This is a genomic window from Pseudaeromonas paramecii (genome assembly GCF_039540575.1).
In the GTDB taxonomy this organism is placed as follows: domain Bacteria; phylum Pseudomonadota; class Gammaproteobacteria; order Enterobacterales; family Aeromonadaceae; genus Pseudaeromonas; species Pseudaeromonas paramecii.
The window spans coordinates 188,010-205,206 of the sequence record NZ_BAABFC010000003.1 but is presented as its reverse complement, the minus strand read 5'-3'; the positions used below and the strand labels follow the sequence as shown (position 1 = coordinate 205,206).

General features: G+C 62.5%; 20 protein-coding genes. 15 read left to right on the top strand and 5 right to left on the bottom strand.

Going from position 1 to position 17,197, the window contains the following annotated elements:
• Nucleotides 1-186 precede the first annotated feature (186 nt).
• The 9 genes from hcp1 (at nucleotide 187) to ABD847_RS03505 (ending at nucleotide 8,857) form a co-directional block, all read left to right on the top strand.
• On the top strand, nucleotides 187-705 hold the full coding sequence (hcp1, locus tag ABD847_RS03545; protein ID WP_345010106.1) for a type VI secretion system effector Hcp1: 519 nt from the start codon (nucleotides 187-189) through the stop codon (nucleotides 703-705).
• 195 nt (nucleotides 706-900) lie between these two features.
• Nucleotides 901-2,931, top strand: coding sequence for a type VI secretion system Vgr family protein (locus tag ABD847_RS03540; protein WP_345010104.1), 2,031 nt, complete (start codon nucleotides 901-903; stop codon nucleotides 2,929-2,931).
• Nucleotides 2,932-3,657 carry a DUF4123 domain-containing protein gene (locus ABD847_RS03535; protein ID WP_345010102.1) on the top strand — a complete coding sequence of 242 codons (726 nt, stop codon included), beginning with the start codon at nucleotides 2,932-2,934 and terminating at the stop codon, nucleotides 3,655-3,657.
• A complete protein-coding gene (locus ABD847_RS03530; RefSeq protein WP_345010100.1) occupies nucleotides 3,654-4,166 on the top strand; it encodes a hypothetical protein in 513 nt (170 codons plus the stop codon). The genes ABD847_RS03535 and ABD847_RS03530 overlap by 4 nt, the downstream gene beginning before the upstream one ends.
• Before the next feature lie 100 nt (nucleotides 4,167-4,266).
• On the top strand, nucleotides 4,267-4,785 hold the full coding sequence (locus tag ABD847_RS03525; protein WP_345010098.1) for a hypothetical protein: 519 nt from the start codon (nucleotides 4,267-4,269) through the stop codon (nucleotides 4,783-4,785).
• 100 nt (nucleotides 4,786-4,885) lie between these two features.
• Nucleotides 4,886-5,407, top strand: a complete 522-nt coding sequence (locus ABD847_RS03520; RefSeq protein ID WP_345010096.1) for a DUF3304 domain-containing protein — start codon at nucleotides 4,886-4,888, stop codon at nucleotides 5,405-5,407.
• Entirely contained in the window at nucleotides 5,404-7,131 is a 1,728-nt protein-coding gene (locus ABD847_RS03515) for a hypothetical protein (protein ID WP_345010094.1), read from the top strand. Before ABD847_RS03520 ends, ABD847_RS03515 begins: the two co-directional genes overlap by 4 nt.
• A gap of 532 nt (nucleotides 7,132-7,663) precedes the next feature.
• On the top strand, nucleotides 7,664-8,080 hold the full coding sequence (locus tag ABD847_RS03510) for a hypothetical protein (protein ID WP_345010092.1): 417 nt from the start codon (nucleotides 7,664-7,666) through the stop codon (nucleotides 8,078-8,080).
• Between the two features lie 57 nt (nucleotides 8,081-8,137).
• Entirely contained in the window at nucleotides 8,138-8,857 is a 720-nt protein-coding gene (locus ABD847_RS03505; protein ID WP_345010090.1) for a hypothetical protein, read from the top strand.
• 133 nt (nucleotides 8,858-8,990) lie between these two features.
• Here ABD847_RS03505 and ABD847_RS03500 read toward each other — a convergent pair whose 3' ends face one another.
• Together ABD847_RS03500 and cyaY are read right to left on the bottom strand one after the other, a co-directional pair.
• The gene (locus ABD847_RS03500; protein ID WP_345010088.1) at nucleotides 8,991-9,296 is read right to left on the bottom strand and encodes an Rdx family protein; all 306 of its coding nucleotides are present in this window, start codon (nucleotides 9,294-9,296) and stop codon (nucleotides 8,991-8,993) included.
• Nucleotides 9,293-9,610, bottom strand: a complete 318-nt coding sequence (gene cyaY / locus ABD847_RS03495; RefSeq protein ID WP_345010086.1) for an iron donor protein CyaY — start codon at nucleotides 9,608-9,610, stop codon at nucleotides 9,293-9,295. Before cyaY ends, ABD847_RS03500 begins: the two co-directional genes overlap by 4 nt.
• A gap of 74 nt (nucleotides 9,611-9,684) precedes the next feature.
• On the opposite strand from cyaY, the gene lptM reads away from it, so the two are divergent.
• The 5 genes from lptM to xerC all read left to right on the top strand — a co-directional run bounded on the left by lptM (nucleotide 9,685) and on the right by xerC (nucleotide 13,569).
• The gene (gene lptM / locus ABD847_RS03490) at nucleotides 9,685-9,846 is read left to right on the top strand and encodes an LPS translocon maturation chaperone LptM (RefSeq protein ID WP_345010084.1); all 162 of its coding nucleotides are present in this window, start codon (nucleotides 9,685-9,687) and stop codon (nucleotides 9,844-9,846) included.
• Between the two features lies 1 nt (nucleotide 9,847).
• Nucleotides 9,848-11,098 (top strand): diaminopimelate decarboxylase, encoded by a 1,251-nt coding sequence (lysA, locus tag ABD847_RS03485; RefSeq protein ID WP_345010082.1) that lies wholly within the window; start codon nucleotides 9,848-9,850, stop codon nucleotides 11,096-11,098.
• Between the two features lie 62 nt (nucleotides 11,099-11,160).
• On the top strand, nucleotides 11,161-11,970 hold the full coding sequence (gene dapF / locus ABD847_RS03480; protein ID WP_345010171.1) for a diaminopimelate epimerase: 810 nt from the start codon (nucleotides 11,161-11,163) through the stop codon (nucleotides 11,968-11,970).
• Complete coding sequence (locus tag ABD847_RS03475; protein ID WP_345010080.1) at nucleotides 11,967-12,662, top strand: DUF484 family protein; 696 nt, start codon at nucleotides 11,967-11,969, stop codon at nucleotides 12,660-12,662. Before dapF ends, ABD847_RS03475 begins: the two co-directional genes overlap by 4 nt.
• Complete coding sequence (xerC, locus tag ABD847_RS03470) at nucleotides 12,655-13,569, top strand: tyrosine recombinase XerC (protein WP_345010078.1); 915 nt, start codon at nucleotides 12,655-12,657, stop codon at nucleotides 13,567-13,569. The genes ABD847_RS03475 and xerC overlap by 8 nt, the downstream gene beginning before the upstream one ends.
• A gap of 84 nt (nucleotides 13,570-13,653) precedes the next feature.
• Here the strand turns inward: xerC and ABD847_RS03465 are convergent, their stop codons facing one another.
• Complete coding sequence (locus ABD847_RS03465; RefSeq protein WP_345010076.1) at nucleotides 13,654-14,904, bottom strand: tyrosine-protein phosphatase; 1,251 nt, start codon at nucleotides 14,902-14,904, stop codon at nucleotides 13,654-13,656.
• A 190-nt stretch (nucleotides 14,905-15,094) separates the two neighbouring features.
• Between ABD847_RS03465 and ABD847_RS03460 the strand changes: the two genes are divergently transcribed.
• Entirely contained in the window at nucleotides 15,095-15,787 is a 693-nt protein-coding gene (locus ABD847_RS03460) for an aspartate/glutamate racemase family protein (RefSeq protein ID WP_345010074.1), read from the top strand.
• Nucleotides 15,788-15,836: 49 nt separating this feature from the next.
• Here ABD847_RS03460 and ABD847_RS03455 read toward each other — a convergent pair whose 3' ends face one another.
• A complete protein-coding gene (locus ABD847_RS03455) occupies nucleotides 15,837-16,646 on the bottom strand; it encodes a MetQ/NlpA family ABC transporter substrate-binding protein (RefSeq protein ID WP_345010072.1) in 810 nt (269 codons plus the stop codon).
• A gap of 86 nt (nucleotides 16,647-16,732) precedes the next feature.
• Nucleotides 16,733-17,032, bottom strand: a complete 300-nt coding sequence (locus ABD847_RS03450; protein ID WP_345010070.1) for a hypothetical protein — start codon at nucleotides 17,030-17,032, stop codon at nucleotides 16,733-16,735.
• Between the last annotated feature and the right edge of the window lie 165 nt (nucleotides 17,033-17,197).

Here is a 17,197-nt window from a genome sequence, read left to right as displayed (position 1 = left end):
AAATCAATGGTGAGATATGCCGCCATCTGCGCAATAAAATGCAGCCATATTGGCTGTTTTGCGCAAAAAGCCGCGTGACGGCGCGGTGCAAACAATTAATCTATTGATTATTAACAATAAAAAAGATTGGCATGGCTCCTGCGTGTATGGATTTGCGTCTAATCCATCCATTAACAGGAGTTATCCATGCCAACCCCATGTTATATCAGCATCGAAGGCAAGACCCAGGGCAACATCACCGCCGGTGCCTTCACCTCCGAGTCCGTGGGCAACATCTTTGTCCAGGGCCATGAAGACGAGATGCTGGTGCAAGAGTTCAAACACATCGTCACCGTCCCCACCGACCCCCAGTCCGGCCAGCCGGCCGGCCAGCGGGTGCACAAGCCCTTCAAGTTCACCGTGGCGCTCAACAAGGCCGTGCCCCTGATGTACAACGCCCTGGCCTCCGGCGAGATGCTGCCCAAGGTCACCCTCAAGTGGTACCGCACCTCGGTGGAAGGCAAGCAGGAGCACTTCTTCAGCACCCTGCTGACCGATGCCACCATAGTCGACATCGACTGCCAGATGCCCCACTGCCAGGACCCCACCAAGTCAGACTTCACTCAGCTCATCCAGGTCTCTCTGGCCTACCGCAAGATTGACTGGGAGCACACGGTGGCCGGCACCTCCGGCGCCGATGACTGGCGTGCTCCCATCGAGGCCTAACCGCCCAAGGTGTTTCCCTGCACATTGCTCCGGCTCACCGCCCTGGCGGCGACCGGAGCCTTTTGCCATTTTGCCCTGGCTTGACCTCCAGGCCAGCTCAAAGCGGCACGCCGCACACAGTACCCCCTATCCTGTCCAGCGACGCAGGAGGGCGGTAGCTTGGTTAATCGGCCTCACCTCACAAGGCAGCAGCAGATGGCAAACAGCACGGGATTACAGTTTACGGTCACCATCGACGGCGGCACGGACCAGGGCCTGGCGGTAGTGGACTTCGCCCTGGAGGAGGCCTTGAGCGCCCCCTTCACCCTGCGGCTCTCCCTGGCCAGCCCACGCCCGGATATCCAGGCCGCCGACTTGCTGGAGCACCCCTGCGAGCTGCTGATTTGGTTCGACGGTCAGCTGCAGCGGCGCATCAGTGGCGTGGTGAGTCAATTTGCCCAGGGCGACACCGGCTTTCGCCGCACCCGCTATCAGCTGGAGGTGCGCCCGGTCCTGTGGCGCCTGGGGCTGCGCCACAACAGCCGCATCTTCCAGGCCCTCACCCCCCAGGAGATTATCAGCGTGCTGCTGCAGGAGGCCGGCATCAGCGACTACGCCTTCGCCCTGCAGCACGACCATGCCCAGCGGGAGTACTGCGTGCAGTACCGGGAGAGCGACCTGGACTTTGTCCAGCGTTTGGCCGCCGAAGAGGGGCTGTTCTACTTTCACGAGTTCGAGCAGGGGGTCCATCGCCTGGTGCTGGCGGACACGGTACAGGCCCTGGGCTCCGGCCCCGACCTCTTCTACAACCCGGCCAACCAGGGGTTGCAGCAGGGCGCCTTCATCCGCCGCCTGAGCTGCCAGCAGACGGTGGCCGTGGATGAGGTGGCCCTCAAGGACTACAGCTTCAAGACCCCGGCCTACGGCCTGCTGCATCAGGCCCAGGCCGGTGAGCTGCCGCAACAGCACTATGAGCACTTCGACTACCCCGGCCGTTTCAAGGCCGACCCCAGCGGCCAGGCCTTCACCGACTACCGGCTGGACGCCCTGCGGGCCGAGGCCCAGCGCGCCCAGGGGGCGTCCAACGCCGCCAGCCTGCAGCCGGGTCAGCAGTTCAGCCTGAGTGAACACCCCAACCCGGCGTGCAACATCGCCTGGCAGCCGGTGCGTATCCAGCACACCGGTCGCCAGCCCCAGGCGCTGGAGGAAGAGGGGGGCGGCGAGGCCACCGTCTATGTCAACGAGTTCACCCTGGTGCCGGCCCAGACCCCCTGGCGGCCCCAGCCGATGGTCAAGCCCAGGGTGGACGGCCCGCAGATGGCCACAGTGGTGGGCCCTCAGGGCGAGGAGATTTACTGCGACGAGCACGGCCGGGTGAAGCTGCAGTTTCCCTGGGACCGCTATGGTTCAAGTGATGAACACAGCTCCTGCTGGGTGCGGGTGGCCCAGGGCTGGGCCGGCGGCCAGTACGGCATGCTGGCCTTGCCGCGCATCGGCCACGAGGTCATCGTCTCGTTTCTAGAGGGCGACCCCGACCAGCCCATCGTCACCGGCCGCACCTTTCACGCCACCAACCGGCCGCCCTATGCGCTGCCCGAGCACAAGACCCGCACCGTGCTGCGCACCGAGACCCACCAGGGCGAGGGCTTCAACGAGCTGCGCTTTGAAGACCAGGCCGGCGCCGAAGAGATATACCTCCACGGGCAAAAAGACCTCAACCTGCTCATCGAGAACGATGCGGCCTGGCAGATAAAACACGACCAGCACTTCGACATCGACAACGAGCGCATCACCCGCATCCAGGCCCACGACCACCTGAGCGTGCAGGGAGAGAAGCGCGACCATATCCAGCAGGACTACTCGCTCACCGTGGACGGCAGCCAGCACCACAAACTCGGCCAGTCCCTGCGGGTGGAGGCGGGCAGCCAGGTGCACCACAAGGCCGGCATGAAAATCGTGCTGGAGGCGGGGGCGGAGCTCACCCTCAAGGTGGGTGGCAACTTCGTCAAGCTGGATCCCAGCGGTGTCACCCTGTCCGGCGCCAGCATCAAGATGAACTCCGGCGGTAGCCCGGGCACCGGCACCGGCTGCGCCGCCCAGCTGCCCAAGCAGCCGGGGGCGGTGGAAGTGGTTGCACCACCCAAACCTCCGCTGTTTGAGGGGATGCCGGCCCTTGAGACAGCGGTGTGCATTCCCTGTCTGCTGCGCGCCATGGCGCAAGGCGATGCTCTGGTGAAGGGGGAGTAGATGTTACCCGCAGGAATTTGGCGCCAGGCGCAGAGCCTGGTTCTGCTGGAAGGCGCACATCTAAACCAGATGCAGCGTGAAAGACTCAGCGAGCAACCTTTCCTGCCGCTTTATCTGCATGACGACCTCTTCGAGCTGGTCAGCCTGGGACCTTGGCTCTGGCACTGTTCGGCAGACAATGAAGCCCTGCTGATGGAATTGGTTCAAGAGGGGCATGTGGTGGGGCTCATTGACAGCGACCTGCCGATGGCTCGGTTGCAACGGCAATTGGCGTTGGGGGTTAGGGTGATTGAGCCGGCAGGCCGGTTTAGCCAACTGCTGCGGTTCTACACCCCGCAGGCCTTGCCCTTGCTGCTGGCGCAGCAGCAAGCCGCCTGGTATGGCGGTCTGTTTGGCGGCATTGCTAGTTGGTGGCTGCGGGAGTGTGATGGCAGCTGGCGAGAGCTGGCGCTGTCGATTCCGCCTGTCGAGCCAGCGTTGATACAACTGACACCCGAGCTTCAACAGGCGCTGCAGGGCTCGCCACAGGCCCATCGCCTGCTGGCGCTCTGGGCGGAGGGGGCGCACTGCGGCCATTTCCCACCCTGTGAGCGGATGGCCATGGTTCGCAAGGCACTGGGCAAGGCCGAGCAAGCCGGTGCCAGCGAAGCCCAGTTGCTGTTATGGGCCTTGGCTTATCTGGAGGGTGGTCGCCCGGCACTGGAACAACAAAGGAGGTCCGCATGACAGTGGCAAACAGTCTGACGCGACTGATGTCCATGATGGCCACGGCGGCCTGGCAGCTGATGCCCCGCTGGGGCCGCTGGTTAACCGGTATGTTACTGGTGCTCTGGCTGGGCTGGAGCTGGCTGGGCCAGGAGCGATTTGGCGGTGCATCGATTGATGTCGGATCGGTTATGAATAGGCCCATCAGCTATGTCTATGTCAACGGCAAGATGGGTAGCAATGCCTTCGCTTTTGACGGCCTAAATGCTGGTGGTGGCAGTGCTGGCCCTTATCGTATTGAGGGCGATACGGTAAAGATTGACTGGGAACTCGATATGACCGAAGAGCAAGAAAAAGCGGGATATCAGTTTGAAAAGCACACGCTGACGCTACCCATGCCCAAGCGGGAGAAGGGGCAGAATGATTTTTGTGTGCTGTTTTTGCCGGATAACAAGCCATTGGTGCATTGGGCGCAGAGTTGTGTGGTGGAAATGGATGGCATTGTGGATACCTATCGAACGAGGAGATAAAGATGATCGATCAGGATGATCTGGCGTGCCGAGTGACGCGGGAGGAGAGGCGTTATCAGGCCGCCAGAAGCTGGGCCCTGGCAAACCAGAGGAGGTCTGCATGACAGTAGCTAACAGCCTGACGCGACTGATGTCCATGATGGCCACGGAGGCCTGGCAGCTGATGCCCCGCTGGGGCCGCTGGTTAACCGGTAGTTTACTGGTGCTCTGGCTGGGCTGGAGCTGGCTAGGGCAGGAGCGGTTTGGTGGTGCAACCATTGTGGTTCATTCGGTAATTGACCGCCCCATCAGCTATGTCTATGTCAACGGCAAGATGGGAGGTAACACCTTCGCGTTTGATGGATTTAATGCAGGTGGAGGTAGTTTTGCTGGCCCTTATCGTATTGAGGGCGATACGGTCGAAATCAAATGGGAATTGGCAATGACCCGTAAGCAGTACGATGAACTCGGTTACCGGCCTGAGATCCATACCATTACTTTACCCATGCCCAAGCGGACAAAAGGGCAGAATGATTTTTGCGTGCTGTTTTTGCCGGATAACAAGCCATTGGTGCGTTGGGCCAATAGCTGCCCCGTTGAGATGGATAGCATTGTGGATACCTATCGAACAAGGAGATAAAGATGATCGATCAGGATGATCTGGCGTGCCGGGTGGCGCGTGAGGAGAGCCGTCATCAGGCCGCCAGAAACTGGTCCCTGGCAAGCCAGAGGACATCAGCATGACAGTGGCAAACAGTCTGACGCGACTGATGTCCATGATGGCCACGGCGGCTTGGCAGCTGATGCCCCGCTGGGGCCGCGGGGTCTCCGGCATTTTACTGGTGCTCTGGCTGGGCTGGAGCTGGCTAGGGCAGGAGAGGCATGGTGGAGCAGCCTTGATAGTCATGTCGGTGATGGACAGACCCATCAGCTATGTCTATGTCAACGGCAAGATGGGCGGCAACACCTTCGCGTTCGATGGATTTAGCGCGGGCGGCGGTAGTTTTGCAGGCCCTTATCGTATTGAGGGCGATACGGTAAAGATTGACTGGGAACTCGATATGACCGAAGAGCAAGAAATGGCGGGATACCAGTTTGAAAAGCATACCCTCACGCTACCCATGCCCAAGCGGGAAAAGGGGCAGAATAACTTTCATGTACTGTTCTTGCCCGACAATAAAGTGATGGTGCGATGGGGCGGCTGGGCAGAGCCCGTAATGGACGATGTAATTGAGACCTATCGTACGAGGAAAGGAAGATGATCGATCAGGATGATCTGGCATGCCGGGTGGCGCGGGAGGAGAGCCGTCATCAGGCGGGCATCGGCACCTGTTCGCTGGCCTTACAGATAGGCTTCTTCTTCGATGGCCGTGAGCGCAATATCTATGTGGATGAGGATAGCCATCGGCTGACCAATGTCGGTCGTTTGTTTCGAGCCCACCCCCTTGAGCTAAAGGCTCCGCTCACTTCGTTTTATTCATACGCGAAAGTCTATATTCCCGGCCTGGGCACGCTGCTTGAGGATACGGCCGCCGAGCGGCTGGACAGTATTCTGGATGCCCGGCTTAAGGCCTTGCCAACCGATTATGGCGAGAGTCTTATCGAGCAGGGCAAGGAAGCCGTGGTGGATACGGTCAAGGGGGCCGCCCATGGCGACTGGAGTCAGGTGCCGGCCAATAAGCTGGAGGAGCTGTTGAGCCTGAAGAGCGGTTTCAACGCCACCGTCTCCGCCGTCAAAAACGCCGCCAAACGGACCCTGCTGGAGGCTGCCGCCCCCATCCGGGACAACCCGTTGGTGGCGGATCTGCTGATGTCCGGGGTCGATGCCCGGGTGGATTTTGCCAAAAACAAGTTTAAAGAAAGCATTGCACTCAGTAAGAAAGAGAACCCGCTCCCCATCAAGCTGATCCAGATCTCGGTGTTTGGCGCCGATCTGGGGGCCGTGCTGGCGCGCCGCTTTATCGACGAGCTGCTGGCGTCGGTCTGCAGCAAGACGGGCAACGAGTACCGTTACCAGGAAAGCAAGGTTGAGGTGATCTTCGCCGGCCTGTTCGACTGTAGCCGCCGCAGCCCGCTGGATATGGGGGATGCGGTTGCCGAGGCGGCAAGCTGGGCCGGGCTGTTTAGCAAGAGCCCGGCGGGCGCACCGTTAGGGGTGGTGGCCGGAGCCAAGGTGATCGAATTCGACCAGCCCCTGCATCCGGCGGTAAAGCGGGCCTTGCATCTGGTGGCGGCTCACGAGCGGCGAGACTATCGCCCCTGGTTGCCGTTGGGGCCGCTGCGGCCGGGGTGGCGTGAACAGCTCTGCCCCGGCGTCAGTGAGGATGTGACGGGGGGGCTCTTGCCCAACGAGCAGCGCCCCAGCGCCGAGCTGTGCCGGGTGCCCTTGCGCCAGATGTTTGATGCCGCCCGTGGTGCCCAGGTGCCCTTTCCTAACTTTCTCACGCTACAGAAAACCTCTCGTAGGGTAGCCAGTTACTTCGTGATGCGGGATCACCTGGCGGGCCATTCGGTGCGGGACTTTAGCCACTACTACCGCCACTGGATAGGCCGGTTTGATGACCCGACGCCCGCCGGCTTTGCGCGGCATATGCAGGGCTATTGCGTCTGGCTGGGGGAAAAGCTCCATGACTACCTGGCCTGTTTGCGCGAGGCGCGCGGCAGTGACAGAGATGCCCTTAAAGAGCAGTGGGGCTGGCTTGAGCAGGTGGGGCGGGATGCCGAAAACATAGCCAGATCGCAGCTCAGCGGCAGCAAGGCAGCGCAAGCCATCCACTACGCCCACCTTGTCATCCACTTTAAGGAGTCGATGCGGGTGCCACCGGCCATTGACGCCTTCTTCAACTACTTTATGCACGACTTCGGCTCAGCCGAACTCAAGCACGCCACCCTGGATGCCCAGGCCAATACCCTGCTGCGCAGCAATAACTTCTTTCTCCCTCGTGGTATCGAGACGGTTACCGCTGCTGAAGAGGTGGAGGCCTAACGTCGGCCACATTGGTTGGTGCGGCCTGCGGCGCCTGGAGCAGGCCCAGGCACCGACCAACAATTAGGACGCAACTTTTCTCAGGGCGCCAAGATGCCGAAATATCTCATTTCCGGCCTGCTTATCGGACTGGCCAGCGGGCTGGGCGGTTGCAGCCGCTATCACTATGACTAGGCGCCGATTGACCCGCCGGAGCAGAACCAGTGGTTCACCATCCGGGGCAAACTGCCGGTCAACGTGACCGGCACACACGTTCCCAAATTTTCTTAGCAGTCGACCCCGACCAGCCCATCGTCACCGGCCGCACCTTTCATGCCACCAACCGGCCGCCCTATGCGCCGCCTGAGCACAAGATCCGCACCGTGCTGCGCACCGAAACCCACCAGGGCGAGGGCTTCAACGAACCGCGTTGCACCATGGCTTGGTTGTACTGTTTCCAGTTGCTGATCTTGTGCTTGGACTTGCCCATTTTTGGCTCTTGGGACGTGGAGCATCACTTGGCGCAATCTGGGCCCCCTGGATGGTGGTGGCTATGGGGATCGGTACCCTGCTCTATCTGGCGGCTACCCTGATACTGGCTAGCAATGCGCGTCTGCCTATCGAGCGCTGGCTGCTGCAATCCACCTGGGGCACCAAACCGGCGGGATGGCCGGCGGCTGAGGAGCTATATCAATATGAACGGATCGCCAGCCAGCCGACGGTACAGCTGGCGGCGGACAAGCTGGTGGTCGAGGTACCCACCCACCTGAGCAGCCTCACCCTGCGGTTGTCGATAAAGCGCCTCGGTTATGAACTGGCCAAGCAAAGCTATCCGGCCTCCGTGGTGACGTCGGTGCTGGGGCCGGCGCAAGAGGCGGCCATCCAGGTCGCCAGTAAAGGCCCCGGGCAGGTGAGCCTGGTGATTGCCGCCAGTGAGGGGGATGAGCTGCTGTTAACGGGGTCGTCTTGACGGCGGAGATCGATGATAAACTGCCTGTTCAGGGCACCAGCATAGAGTTGAATTAAAATGAACGACGCCACAGAGCAGCGATCAATGACCGAGGGTGACGCGGCTAACCACTACTACAGTGAGCAGTACCTTGAATTACAGAAAGAGCCGGTCTTGTATGCGTGGGAGATTGACCATGCTCCTCCCTACGCTTGGTCATCATCACTCTTGATGGGGGCTGTGTATTGGACAATTGGTTTAGGCTTCTTCATCTTTGATGACCGTCATGTTGCTGGTCAGTTAACGCTGTTTTTTATGGTTCTTGGGCTTATATCTGTTTTTTATTGTCGGTGTTTAACTGATCCAAACCAACTCTATCACTACCGAATGACTGCCAAGGGGATCTACTATAGCCAGCAGGACAATATTCCCGCGATGGCTTATACCATTGCGCGCGGGATCGGCTGGCTGTTGATCCTGGTCAGTCTTATCGCCATGGGGCTGGTTGGCCCATTGGCCCTGGCGGGGGCCGGTGCCGGCGCATTCCTGGCCTTTAAAATCACCAAGATGAAACCTCGTATTCGCCATTATGGCTGTATCTACAAAGGATCTGGTGAAATATTGTTCTTTGGCAAGGTTTATGGTGTTGAAATTATGGAAATACCAGCAAGTGGTGGGGAGTATGCCGTTATATTTAACCAGCCAAAGGAATACGACAAAGTACTCAGGGATATTATTCAGGCCTTGCCGCAGTATAAAGTGATTGAAGCTGCAACCCGCAAAGAGTTTGGTTATTAATTAATGAAAATAGAGAGGCAGCCATAAAGCCTCTCTACTCCACTCACTTGTAGAATAGCTACCCGGCGGCGGAGGGTTTAAGCGGCCAGTCGCTTTGACGCCTGGATCAGGCGTCGCATCCCGAGCTAACCCCTCATTCGGCCGGCGGGGTGGCGGGGCGATCCAGGTGGCCCAGATCCCGCGCCGGGTCGATACAGTCCCGCACCCGCTGCTTCAACTGCTTCACATCCGGGAAGCCGCCATCGCGCTTGCGCTCCCAGATGGTCTCGCCATTCACCAGGATTTCGAAATGCCCGCCGGTATCCGGGTGCAGGGTCACGCTGCCCAGCTCCTCGCTGAAGGTGTGCAGCAGCTCCTGGGCCATCCAGCTGGCCCGCAGCATCCAGTTGCACTGGCGGCAGTAGTAGATGTCGACCCTGGGCTTGTCGGTGCCGCTCATGAGAGCAGCTCCACGTCTTCGCCGGCTTGGCTGGAGCAGGCGGCGGACAGCAGTGTCATCAGCTCGTTGCCTTCCCGATTGTCGATCCAGGCATCGCCTTGATAGGCGAAGTGAAAACCGTTGGCGCGGGTGGCTACCCAGATCTGATGCAGGGGTTCCTGGGTGTTGATGATGATCTTGCTCTTGTTCTCGAAGGTCAGGGTCAGCACATTGCCCTGGCGCTCGCAGTCGATGTCCACTCCGCTGGCCTCGATCCCTTCCTCGATGGCCTGGAACTGCTGCTCTGCCAGGGCGTGGAATTCGCTGTCTTTCATCTGTTACCGTCCTATTGCATTTAAGAGGATGAGTGCGATTATAGGGGCCCATTTACCTATTTAGCACTAGCGCCATGAACAACGCCAAGCTGGCCTGCGGGCTGCTGTTGCTGGTGATGACCGGTCTTTCCGGCTGTGGCCTCAAGGGGCCGCTGCAGATGCCCAGCAAAGAGACGCCTGCCCAGGTCGAGGCGCAGGACGTGCCTGCCACCCCCCAAGACAAGGAACAAGAGTAACATGGATTTTTTCAACTACCGGGATGACGGTGTCCTCTGTGCCGAAGATTGCGCCCTGCCCGAGCTGGTCGCCCAACACGGCACGCCCCTGTATGTCTACTCCCGCGCCACCATAGAGCGCCACTGGCAGGCCTTCGACTCCGCCGCCGGTGAGGTGCCCCACCTGATCTGCTACGCGGTGAAGGCCAACGGCAACCTGGCGGTGCTCAACCTGTTGGCGCGCCTGGGCTCGGGGTTTGACATCGTCTCCGGTGGCGAGCTGGCCCGGGTGGTGGCGGCCGGCGGGGATCCGGCCAAGGTGGTGTTCTCCGGCGTCGGCAAGACCGCCGAGGAGATGCGCTACGCCCTGGAGCTGGGCATCCTCTGCTTCAACCTGGAGTCCGAGGCGGAGCTGGAGCGGCTCAACGCCGTGGCCGGCGAGCTGGGCAAGGTGGCGCCGATTTCCGTGCGGGTGAACCCGGACATCGACGCCGGCACCCATCCCTACATCTCCACCGGCCTCAAGCAGAACAAGTTCGGCGTGCCCATCGAGCGTGCCATCGCCCTGTACCGGGTGGCAGCCAAGCTGCCCCACATCCAGGTGACCGGCATCGACTGTCACATCGGCTCCCAGCTCACCGAGCTGGAACCCTTCCTGGCCTCCATGGACAAGCTGCTGGTGCTGATCGACCGCCTGGCGGCCGAGGGCATCCGGATCCATCACCTGGACGTGGGGGGGGGCCTGGGGGTCAACTATGGCGACGAGAACCCGCCCCATCCCGAGCAATATGCCGCCGCCCTCAAGGCGCGCCTGACCGGCCGGGATCTGACCCTGATCTTCGAACCGGGCCGCGCCATCATGGCCAACGCCGGCGTGCTGGTGAGCAAGGTGGAATACCTGAAGGCCGGCGAGGATCGTGACTTTGCCATCGTCGACGCCGCCATGAACGATCTGATCCGGCCCTCGCTCTACAGCGCCTGGATGAACATAGTGCCGGTGAACAAGGCACTGGTGCGTGAGCCTAAGCGCTACGATGTGGTGGGCCCCATCTGCGAGACCGGCGATTTCCTGGGTAAGGATCGTGAACTGACCATCGCCGCCGGCGATCTGGTGGCGGTGCGCTCCGCCGGCGCCTATGGCTTCTCCATGTCTTCCAACTACAACGCCCGTCCCCGTGCCGCCGAGGTGCTGGTGGACGGCGATACCGCCCATCTGGTGCGCCAGCGTGAGCCCCTGGAGGATCTGTGGCGACTGGAGAAGGTACTGCCATGAACCGCGAGCGGGAGCGCGATCGCGATCGTGAGCGCAACGGCCAGACCCTGCACTTTGCCAAGATGCACGGCCTGGGCAACGACTTCATGGTGGTGGACGGTATCACCCAGAAGGTGTTCTTCAGCCCTGAGCTGATCCGTCGCCTGGCGGATCGCCACTTCGGCGTCGGCTTCGACCAGCTGCTGCTGGTGGAGCCGCCCTACGACCCGGAGCAGGACTTCCACTACCGCATCTTCAACGCCGACGGCTCCGAGGTGCAGCAGTGCGGCAACGGCGCCCGCTGCTTTGCCCGCTTCGTGCGCCTGAAGGGCCTCACCAACAAGGATCGCATCGCGGTAAGCACCATGAGCGGCAAGATAGTGCTGACCCTGGAGCGCGACAACCAGGTGACGGTCAACATGGGGGTGCCGGAGTTCGAGCCCGGCAAGGTGCCGTTTCGCGCCCAGAAGGCCGAGAAGACCTACCTGCTGCGCAGCAACGATCAGACGGTGCTGTGCGGCGTGGTCTCCATGGGCAATCCCCACTGCGTGCTGGATGTGGACGACGTCAAGACGGCGCCGGTGGAGCGCCTGGGGGCCGAGCTGGAGAGCCACGAGCGCTTCCCTGAGCGGGTCAACGTGGGCTTCTCCCAGCGCATCAGCGCCGGTGAGATCAACCTGCGGGTGTTCGAGCGGGGAGCCGGCGAGACGCTAGCCTGCGGCACCGGCGCCTGTGCCGCCGCCGTGGTGGGCATGAGCCAGGGGCGGCTGCGGGACAAGGTGAAGGTCAACCTGCCCGGCGGCAGCCTGGTCATCAGTTGGCAAGGGCCCGGCAAACCTGTGTTCATGACAGGTCCGGCAGAACATGTGTTTGATGGTGTAATCGAACTATGAGCGAAAGTGGGGTGTTCACCGAGATGAGCAAGGCGGCGGAAGTGGCCGAGTACCTGCGCCGTCATCCAGAGTTTTTCTTGCAGCACAGGGCCTTGCTGGACGAGCTGGTGATCCCCCACGAGACCTATGGCGCCGCCTCCTTGCTGCAGCTGCAGCAGGAGCGCTGGCGGGAGCGGCTGCATGAGCTGGAGCAGCAGCAGCGGGCCCTGCTGGCCAACGCCAGCCGCAACGAGCACATCTTCCGGGTCTACGGTGACGTCTACCCCGAGCTGTTCCACTGCACCACACTGCGCCAGCTGTGGAAGCGGCTGCACCACACCTTCCAGGAGCGGCTGCGCATCCCGGTGAGCGCCCTCTGGCTCAACGCCGGGGCCGTGCAGGTCAAGCGCTCCGACAAGGGCTTCGTGCTGCCCGCCGACACCTTCGCGCGGCTGACCCGCCAACCCATGGCACAGCGCACCATCTACCTGGGGCCCATCGGCGAGAGCGACAAGCAGATCCTGTTCGGCGCCGATGCCCTGGTGCACTCGGTGGCCCTGCTGCGCCTGGGCGATAACGGCGAGGCCGGTCTGCTGGCCTTTGGCCACGCCAACCCCCATCACTACCAGCCGGGGATGGACTGCCTGCTGCTGGAGCAGCTGGGCCGCTTCGTCGCCCTCTTGCTGCCGGATCTGGTGCTGGGGCGTGCCTGAGGCCCTGGCCCCGGCCGTCGAGGCCTTCCTGCAACACCTGCGGGTGGAGCGTCAGCTCAGCCCGCACACCCTCACCAACTACCGTCGCCACCTCGGGGAGTGCAGTGCCCACTTGGCGGAGCTGGGGCTGGATGACTGGCACTGGCTCAAGGCGCCCCTGGTGCGGGCCCTGGTGGTGCGGCTGCACAAGGGCGGCCGTCAGGCCCCCCGCACCCTGGCCACCAAGCTCTCCGCCCTGCGCAGCTTCGGCGACTACCTGGTGCGCCAGGGGGTGCTGAAGGCCAATCCCGCCCGGGGTGTGGTCACCCCCAAGCAGGGGCGCCCCCTGCCCAACAACCTGGACGTGGACGAGCTGCACCAGCTGCTCAACCTGACCGACGAGAGCGACCCCTTGGCGGTGCGGGATCGCGCCATCATGGAGCTGTTCTACTCCTCCGGCCTGCGGCTGGCGGAGCTGGTGGCCCTCAATGTGGCGGATCTGGTGCCCGGCGAGCGCATGCTGCGGGTGCTGGGCAAGGGCAGCAAGGAGCGGGTGGTGCCGGTGGGCCGCCTGGCCCTGGAGTGGCTGGCCAAGTGGCTGGCCCTGCGGCCGGCGTTTGTCGCCCCGGGCAGTGACGAGCCGGCGCTGTTCTTAAGCCAGCAGCACCGGCGGCTGAGCCCCCGCTCGGTGCAGAAGCGGCTGGCGGAGTGGGGCGTCAAGCAGTCCCTGCCCAGCCATGTCCACCCCCACAAGCTGCGCCACAGCTTCGCCACCCACCTGCTGGAATCTTCCGGCGATCTGCGGGCGGTGCAGGAGCTGCTGGGCCACGCCAACCTGGCCACCACCCAGATCTACACCCACCTCGACTTCCAGCACCTGGCCCAGGTCTACGACCAGGCCCATCCCAGAGCGAAGCGCAACAAGTAAGCCAAGCGTCAGCCAGTGCCCAGTCCTGCGCCGGAGAAAACCATGCCGGGCAGAGCCCGGCATCTTGCGCACGACGTTGGCGGGTTAGCCCGCCTTCAGCTTCTGCTGCAGTGTGCTGATCTGCGCCTGGGTCAGGTAGCCGTTGCTGACAAAGTATTCGGTCAGCGCCGCCTGCAGATCCAGATCGGCATCCGCCGGATCCACTCCCAGCATGTGGCGCAACGAGTATTCCAGCAGGCCGTAGTCGCGGAATTCGCCGATACCCATGTTGTTGGAGGCCTGGTAGTCGGCGGCTATGGTCTGCCAGTTTGTGCCGGCCAGGCCGGAGAGCATGGCGGTGATCACCCCGGTGCGGTCGGTGCCCAGGCGGCAATGCACCAGATAGGGCCCAGGATGGACGTCGTCATCGATGAAGCTGACGATGGTCTGGATGGCCTGACCGAACTCGCTGCTGTCGGACTTGTAGTACACCAGGTTGTAACCCAGCTCCAGGTTCAGGTTGTCGCCCTGGTCGATGATGGCCTGCATATAGTCGCTGATGGACTCGCCCAGGCTGCTGTCCAGGCTGGCGGTTTCGTCACCGGAGAGTGTGATGACGGAGCCGATGCCGTTGGCCGCCATCAGGCTGTTGACGTAGGTCAGGCGCGGCGCTTCGGTTTCCAGCGCCGGGCGGGACTGCTTGTAGGGGTGATAGGAGCGGAACAGCTGCAGGCCGTCGGCGGCGCGGCGGAAGTTGGCCAGGGTCTGCTGCCCCTCTGTGGTGGTGAGGTCGAAGTCCGCCAGTGTCTTGATGGCGTTGGCCTGGGCCTCGTTGGCGATGATGGTGGTCAGATCCTCATCGGCACCCACCAGGATATGGTTGCCGAGGAAGTGGTAGCCGTCCGGCACTGTGCTGGAGAGATCCAGCCAGTGGGTGGTGCCGTCCACCGTCACCACGAACTTGTACTCCGGATGGCCGCTGTTGCCCGGAACATCCAGGGCGTCGGCATCGGTGGCCAGATACCAGACGCCGCTGTCGGTCTGACTGGCGGTCAGGGGCAGGGCGCTGTCGCTGCTCCAGCCGTTAAAGGAGCCGCGCACCTCCACCGCCGAGATGGTGCTGCTGTCGGTGATGCCCTGGGCGTCAAGGGCATCGCTCTGGCTGGCGGCATCGAACACGAAGATCACCTGGCTGGCATCGCTGCTCAGCGCAAAGGTGCGGGCCGTGACGGCGTCGCTCAGGGTCACGGGTACATCGCTGCTGCTGGTACTGGTGGTGGAGTCCGAGTCGTTACAGCTGCACAGTGCCAGCGCCAGCAGACACAGCAGCCCCCCCCTGAAAAGATATTTGAACATGCTGATTTCCTTCGTTGGTCTGATTATGGGTAACCGCTCCGTCCGCAAGCGGTCTGATCATTGGATGCCCGTTTGATGACAGGCTTGTGGCAGGCGGGCACAGTGAACCGGCGGGGTACAAGCGCAATCCCGTGCAAGCCAAAAGGCACGCGCGCCGTCATGATATCCATTTGAATATTGGAGAAATGCGATGAAGGTCATAGGCATACTGGGTGGCATGAGCTGGGAGTCCACCGTCAGCTACTACCAGGCGCTCAATCAGGGGGTGAAGGCGCGGCTGGGGGGCCTGCATTCGGCACGCCTGCTGCTGCACAGCGTCGACTTCGCCGAGGTGGAGGCGCTGCAGCACAGGGGTGACTGGGATGCCCTGGCCCGGCTGTTGGTGGACGCGGCCCTGGGGTTGCAGGGGGCGGGGGCCCAGGGGCTGCTGATCGCCACCAACACCATGCACAAGCTGGCGCCCCAGCTTGAGGCGGCGCTGGAGATCCCCCTGCTGCACATCGCCGATGCGGTGGGGGCCCGGCTCAAGGCCGACGGCGTCACCCGGGCGGGCCTGTTGGGTACCCGCTTCACCATGGAGCAGGACTTCTACCACGCCCGGCTGGCGGCGCGCTTCGGCATAGAGCTGTTGGTGCCCGAAGCCGAGGAGCGTCAGCGGGTGCACGACATCATCTACCGCGAGCTGTGCTGCGGCCAGATCCGCCCCGACTCCCGGCAGGCCTACCTGGACATCATGGCCAAGCTGCAAGCACGGGGGGCCCAAGCGGTGGTGCTGGGCTGTACCGAGATCCCTTTGCTGGTACAGCCGCAGCATACCGATATCCCGCTGTACGACACCGCGGCCTTGCACGCGGCGGCGGCGCTGGAGTGGGCCCTGGCCTGAGGCCAACAAAAACGCCGGGCGGGGCCCGGCGTCTGCTGTGGTGGCTGACTTACCAGCCCTGGGGGAACTTGTAGCCCAGGTAACGCCCCTTGGCGTAGTCGCGGAACGCCGGTGAGTTGTAGGCGGCCACCAGATCCTTGACGAAGGGCTTGTCCTTGTCCTGGCTGCGTACCACCACCCAGTTGATGAAGTCATAGCCCTTCTCCAGGAACAGGCCGCTGGTGAAGGGGATGCCGCTGGAGGCGGCGTAGTTGCCGTTCACCACCGCAAAGTCCACATCCTCCCGGGAGCGGGGCAGTTGCGCCGCTTCCAGCAGCACCAGCTTGAGCTGGTGGGGGTTCTCCACCACATCGAACTCGCTGGCCTTCAGGGGATCGATGCCGTCCTTGAGCTTGAGCCAGCCCAGCTCCTGCAGCATCAGCAGGGCGCGGGCCTGGTTGGTGGGATCGTTGGGCAGGGAGACGCTATCGCCATCCGCCACCTGATCCAGCCGACTCTTCTTGCCGGCATACAGCCCCATGGGGCCGGTGGGCACCTGGGTGACCGGGGTCAGATCCAGGCCGCGGCTGGCGGCGAAGCTGTCGAGATAGGGCTTGTGCTGGAAGCAGTTCACATCCAGTGAGCCGTCGGCCAGGGCGATGTTGGGAGTTATGTAGTCGGTGAACTCCACCAGCTTGACCTGGTACCCCTGGGCCTCCAACTGGGGCTTGATGGAGTCGGTGACCATGTTGCCGAAGTCGCCCACCGTGGTGCCGATGACGATGGTGGCCTTGGCCGGATCGGCGGCCTGCAACGGCAGGCTGGCCGCGAAGAGGGTGGCGCCGAGCAGGGCGGCGGCGAGTCGCAGGGATGATGTCATAACGGGCTCCTTGTCATGGCAGCTGCGCCAGTCTGGGGCGCGCCGCGCGGGATGATTTGGACGTTTAGCCATCCAAACGTCCGAGCCTAGACAATATCCGAGTCCCTTTGTGAAGCCAAGCACATTTTTTCGGGTTCATTGGCGGGCGACTGGGTCGGGCGGCGCAACCACCAGAGGCGGGCCAGGCTCAGCAGCACACCCCCCAGGCAGGCCAGGATCAGCAGCAGCTGCAGCCATTCGGCCTTGCCGCCGAATACCGACAGGCCCACCCGGCTGATGTGGTAGTCGTGGTGCCGGGCCTCATCCAGAAAATCCAGCAGGCGCCACAACAGCAGCAGGGCGCTGATGAGCAAGGCGCTCCACCAGCGCAGCTTGGGTGTCAACATAGGCGTTTCTCTTGTTCTCGTGTCGTCATGAGGCGGCAACCCCGCCGAGCCGGCGGCCATCATACCCCTATCGGCGTGATGAGGCTTATGCAGTGAGCGTGCCGGCCTGTCGTCAGGCGCGGGCGCGCTGGCCGGCCATGGGGCTGGGGCTATAATGGCGCCTCC

Excerpts from the sequence above, each read along its gene's own strand:
- ABD847_RS03520 (WP_345010096.1), top strand. The coding sequence starts at position 4,886 with ATGACAGTGGCAAACAGTCTGACGCGACTGATGTCCATGATGGCCACG.
- cyaY (WP_345010086.1), bottom strand. The coding sequence starts at position 9,610 with ATGAAAGACAGCGAATTCCACGCCCTGGCAGAGCAGCAGTTCCAGGCC.
- lysA (WP_345010082.1), top strand. The coding sequence starts at position 9,848 with ATGGATTTTTTCAACTACCGGGATGACGGTGTCCTCTGTGCCGAAGAT.
- ABD847_RS03455 (WP_345010072.1), bottom strand. The coding sequence starts at position 16,646 with ATGACATCATCCCTGCGACTCGCCGCCGCCCTGCTCGGCGCCACCCTC.
- ABD847_RS03460 (WP_345010074.1), top strand. The coding sequence starts at position 15,095 with ATGAAGGTCATAGGCATACTGGGTGGCATGAGCTGGGAGTCCACCGTC.
- ABD847_RS03515 (WP_345010094.1), top strand. The coding sequence starts at position 5,404 with ATGATCGATCAGGATGATCTGGCATGCCGGGTGGCGCGGGAGGAGAGC.
- lptM (WP_345010084.1), top strand. The coding sequence starts at position 9,685 with ATGAACAACGCCAAGCTGGCCTGCGGGCTGCTGTTGCTGGTGATGACC.
- ABD847_RS03535 (WP_345010102.1), top strand. The coding sequence starts at position 2,932 with ATGTTACCCGCAGGAATTTGGCGCCAGGCGCAGAGCCTGGTTCTGCTG.
- ABD847_RS03530 (WP_345010100.1), top strand. The coding sequence starts at position 3,654 with ATGACAGTGGCAAACAGTCTGACGCGACTGATGTCCATGATGGCCACG.
- ABD847_RS03525 (WP_345010098.1), top strand. The coding sequence starts at position 4,267 with ATGACAGTAGCTAACAGCCTGACGCGACTGATGTCCATGATGGCCACG.
- ABD847_RS03510 (WP_345010092.1), top strand. The coding sequence starts at position 7,664 with ATGGGGATCGGTACCCTGCTCTATCTGGCGGCTACCCTGATACTGGCT.
- ABD847_RS03540 (WP_345010104.1), top strand. The coding sequence starts at position 901 with ATGGCAAACAGCACGGGATTACAGTTTACGGTCACCATCGACGGCGGC.
- ABD847_RS03505 (WP_345010090.1), top strand. The coding sequence starts at position 8,138 with ATGAACGACGCCACAGAGCAGCGATCAATGACCGAGGGTGACGCGGCT.
- ABD847_RS03500 (WP_345010088.1), bottom strand. The coding sequence starts at position 9,296 with ATGAGCGGCACCGACAAGCCCAGGGTCGACATCTACTACTGCCGCCAG.
- hcp1 (WP_345010106.1), top strand. The coding sequence starts at position 187 with ATGCCAACCCCATGTTATATCAGCATCGAAGGCAAGACCCAGGGCAAC.
- ABD847_RS03450 (WP_345010070.1), bottom strand. The coding sequence starts at position 17,032 with ATGTTGACACCCAAGCTGCGCTGGTGGAGCGCCTTGCTCATCAGCGCC.
- dapF (WP_345010171.1), top strand. The coding sequence starts at position 11,161 with ATGCACGGCCTGGGCAACGACTTCATGGTGGTGGACGGTATCACCCAG.
- ABD847_RS03475 (WP_345010080.1), top strand. The coding sequence starts at position 11,967 with ATGAGCGAAAGTGGGGTGTTCACCGAGATGAGCAAGGCGGCGGAAGTG.
- ABD847_RS03465 (WP_345010076.1), bottom strand. The coding sequence starts at position 14,904 with ATGTTCAAATATCTTTTCAGGGGGGGGCTGCTGTGTCTGCTGGCGCTG.